This is a genomic window from uncultured Roseobacter sp., assembly GCF_947499265.1.
GTDB lineage: Bacteria > Pseudomonadota > Alphaproteobacteria > Rhodobacterales > Rhodobacteraceae > Roseobacter.
Genome location: NZ_CANMNK010000021.1, coordinates 1 through 3,991 on the forward strand (window position 1 = coordinate 1; position 3,991 = coordinate 3,991).

Sequence of the window (3,991 nt, forward strand, 5' to 3'; positions counted from 1 at the left end):
ATCACCCTCTAGCCCCCCGGCCCCTGCCCCGCGCGAAGCGGCGGGGCGGGGGTGTGTGTTTCAGGCCGCGGCCTCTGTGGCGCGTTTTGTCATGACGGCGGCGAGGTGGGCGCGGTATTGGCCTGTGCCGTGCAGGTCGTTGATCATGTCGTCCCCGGAGAGCACAAGCCCATCCAGCGCTGTGGCCGAGAAGTTCGACGACAGCGCCGCTTCGGCCTCGGACCAGCGGAAGACGCCGTCGTTCGAGGCCCCGGTGATCGCCACCCGCACGCCCTCTGCGAACTTCGCCACAAAGACACCGACCAGCGCAAAGCGCGAGGCGGGCTGCACAAACTTCTGATAATTCGAGGCTTGCGGCACCGGGAAGCGCACCTCGGTGATGATCTCACCTTCCTCCAGCGCCGTGGTGAACATGCCCTGGAAGTAGTCATCCGCTGCGATCTCGCGCGTGTTGGTCACCACTGTGGCGCCTGAGCCCAGCACGGCCGCCGGATAACAGGCCGAGGGATCGTTGTTGGCCAACGAGCCGCCAATGGTGCCACGGTTACGCACCGCCGGATCGCCAATGTGACTGGCCAGCGCCGCCAGACCGGGGTACGCCCCCGCCTCTGCGGCCACCGTGGCATGGGTGGTCGCCCCGCCGATGCACAGTTGCCCGTCATCGCCGGTGCATACGCCCTGCATCTCGGTGATCCCGCGCAGGCTCACCAGCACGGATGGGCTCGCCAACCGCTGCTTCAGCGTCGGAATGAGCGTCTGCCCCCCGCCTAGCGCCTGCGCATCCTCACGCCCCATGGCAGCGGCGGCATCCGCCACCGTGCCGGGAGTCTCCACATCAAAATTATACATCGCTTCATCCTTTCCATCCGCCAGTTCAAAAGGCGCATCTCACCTTCTTCTGGCGTCAAATATCCCGGGGCATGAGGCCGGTCCGCGTTAGCGGCAAACTGTCCAGTGGACAGTTTGAGGCCGAACGGGGCGGAGCCCCGGACGACGGCTGACATCACACCCCGAACCCATCACTTCTGCATCGCCGCCCAAACGCGGGCCGGTGTGGCTGGCATATCCAGATGCGCCACGTCATGACCGCCCGACTGCAGCGCATCGATGACCGCATTGATCACCGTGGGCGGCGAGCCGATGGCCCCGGCCTCACCACAGCCCTTGACCCCCAGCGGGTTATGCGTGCAGGGCGTCTGGCAGGAATGATCGACCACATAATGATCCATCTGCGGCAGATTATCTGCCCGTGGCATCGCGTAGTCCATGTAGGAGGCTGACAAAAGCTGGCCATTCTCGTCATAGGAACAGTTCTCCAGCAGCGCCTGACCGATCCCCTGCGCGATCCCGCCATGCACCTGGCCTTCCACGATCATCGGGTTGATCACATTGCCAAAATCATCCGCAGAGGCAAAGCGCTCAATGCTGACCTCGCCTGTGGCCGGATCGACCTCCACCTCGCAGGTATAGGCCCCCGCCGGATAGGTGAAGTTGCTGGGATCGTAAAACGCCGTCTCCTCCAGCCCCGGCTCGATGTCTTCGAGCGGATAGTTATGCGGCACGTAAGCGGCCAGCGTCACATCGCCCCAGGCCACGGATTTATCCGTGCCCGCCACCGAGAACGCCCCATCCTTGAGCTCGATGTCCTCTTCAGAGGCCTCCAACAGGTGGCTGGCGATCTTCTTCGCCTTGGCGATGATCTTCTCGGTCGCGCGCACCATGGCAGACCCGCCCACCGCGATCGAGCGCGAGCCATAGGTGCCCATGCCCATCGGCGTATTGGCGGTATCGCCATGCACGACCTCGACCATATTCTCATCGATCCCGATCATGTCAGCCACCACCTGGGCAAAGGAGGTCTCATGCCCCTGCCCGTGAGAATGCGAGCCGGTCATCACCACCAGACCGCCCGTGGCATTGACCCGCACCGTGGCGCTTTCATAAAGCCCTGCGCGCGCGCCCAACTGGCCCACGAGGTTGCTGGGTGCGATGCCGCAGGCCTCGATAAAGCAGTTGATGCCGAAGCCGCGCAGCTTGCCGCGGGCCTCGCTCTCGGCGCGCCGTGCGGCGAACCCATCGCGGTCCGACAGCTCCAGCACCTTGTCCATGGTCGCGTGGTAATCCCCGGTGTCATATTCCACCGCCACCGGCGTGGCATAGGGGAACTCGGTGATGAAGTTCTGCCGCCGCAGCTCGACCGGGTCGACCCCCAGCTCGCGCGCCGCCTGGTCGATCACCCGCTCCAGCTGGAAGGTGGCCTCGGGCCGGCCCGCGCCGCGATAGGCGTCCACCGGCACGGTGTTGGTGAAGACCGCCTTCACATTCACATAAATCAGCGGCGTTTTGTAATTCCCCGCCATCAGCGTGCCGTGCAGCCAGGTCGGGATCGAGGGCGCGAAGGTGCTCAAATACGCCCCCATATTGGCGAAGGTCTCGGTGCGGAGCGCGGTGAAGTTATTCTCCCCATCCAGCGCCAGCTCGATCTTGGTCACATGGTCACGGCCATGCGCATCCGACATGAAGGCCTCCGACCGGCTCGACGTCCATTTGACCGGGCGATTACAGGCCTTGGCCGCGAAGGTCACAAAGGCCTCTTCCTGATAGTGGAAGATCTTGGTGCCAAAGCCACCGCCCACATCAGGAGCGACCACCCGCAGTTTATGCTCCGGAATGCCCAGCACAAACGCGCCCATCAGCAGGCGGATCACATGCGGGTTCTGGCTGGTGGTATAAAGCGTGTGGTCCTGCGTGCCGCGGGCATAATCCCCCACCGCCACGCGCGGCTCCATCGGGTTCGCGACCAGCCGATTGTTCACCAGCTCCAGCGTGGTCACATGCGCAGCCGCCTCAAAGGCCTCATCCGTGGCCGCCTTGTTCTCCTCCACAAAGCCCCAGTCATAACAGAGGTTCGAGGTCAGATCGTCATGCACCTTGACATCATCACTGGCCACAGCCGCCTTCATGTCGACCACAGCCGGCAACTCGGCAATGTCCACCTCGATGGCCTCCGCGGCATCGCGCGCCTGCTCCAGCGTCTCGGCGACCACGGCGGCAATCGGCTCGCCCACATGCCGCACCTTGCCATGTGCCAGGATCGGGTGGCGCGGCTCCTGCATCGGTTCGCCATGCTTGTCGGTCACCTGCCAGCCGCAGGGCATGCCGCCCACCGCCTCGAAGTCCGCGCCGGTGAAGATCTTCACCACCCCGGCCATGGCTGCCGCCGCCGACGTGTCGATGGACGTGATCGTCCCATGCGCCACGTCAGAGCGCAGAAAGAACACATGCGCCTGTCCCCGGATGTTGATGTCGTCCGTGTAATTCCCCGCCCCGGTCAAAAACCGGACGTCCTCGCGGCGCTTTGAGCTGGCGCCGATGCCTCCATCTTTTGGCATGTCATTCCTCCCTGTCAAACGGTGGCCCAAGGCTCACCTTACGTCGGCGCGATCTGTCGGAGGGTGGGCTTCAGCCCCCCCTGTCACGCCCGTGTTGATTATTCCGCAGCCACCGCGGCCACGTCCTGGCCACTGGCCGCCATGATCGCCTTGACGATATTATGATACCCGGTGCAGCGGCAGATATTGCCCTCCAGATAGTCCCGCACCTCCGCCTCGCTGGGCTTGGGGGTCTCCTTCAGGAGTGCTGCTGCCGACATCACCATGCCCGGCGTGCAGAACCCGCACTGCAGCCCGTGATGATCCTGGAACGCCTGCTGGATCACATTCAGCGACCCATCCGCATTGGCCATCCCCTCGATCGTGGTGACCTCGGCCCCCGCAGCCTCCGCCGCCAGCATCGTACAGGCCTTCACCGCCACACCGTCCACATGCACAACACAGGCCCCGCACTGCGAGGTATCACACCCCACATGCGTCCCCGTAAGTTGCAGCTCATCGCGCAAAAACGACGACAACAACGTCCGACCCTCAACATCACCAGACGCCGAAACCCCATTCACAACCATCTCAATCCGAGACATCTCAAAAACTCCCTT

The 3,991-nt window shown here is 63.9% G+C and carries 3 protein-coding genes; all 3 read right to left on the reverse strand.

Annotated features, from left to right (window positions below; translation table 11 throughout):
* Positions 1 to 60 precede the first annotated feature (60 nt).
* Complete coding sequence (locus tag Q1A63_RS25540; protein WP_298976928.1) at positions 61 to 849, reverse strand: xanthine dehydrogenase family protein subunit M; 789 nt, start codon at positions 847 to 849, stop codon at positions 61 to 63.
* Positions 850 to 1,019: 170 nt separating this feature from the next.
* Positions 1,020 to 3,392 carry a xanthine dehydrogenase family protein molybdopterin-binding subunit gene (locus Q1A63_RS25545; protein WP_298976926.1) on the reverse strand — a complete coding sequence of 791 codons (2,373 nt, stop codon included), beginning with the start codon at positions 3,390 to 3,392 and terminating at the stop codon, positions 1,020 to 1,022.
* A gap of 98 nt (positions 3,393 to 3,490) precedes the next feature.
* Positions 3,491 to 3,976 (reverse strand): (2Fe-2S)-binding protein, encoded by a 486-nt coding sequence (locus Q1A63_RS25550; RefSeq protein ID WP_299410973.1) that lies wholly within the window; start codon positions 3,974 to 3,976, stop codon positions 3,491 to 3,493.
* Positions 3,977 to 3,991 lie beyond the last annotated feature (15 nt).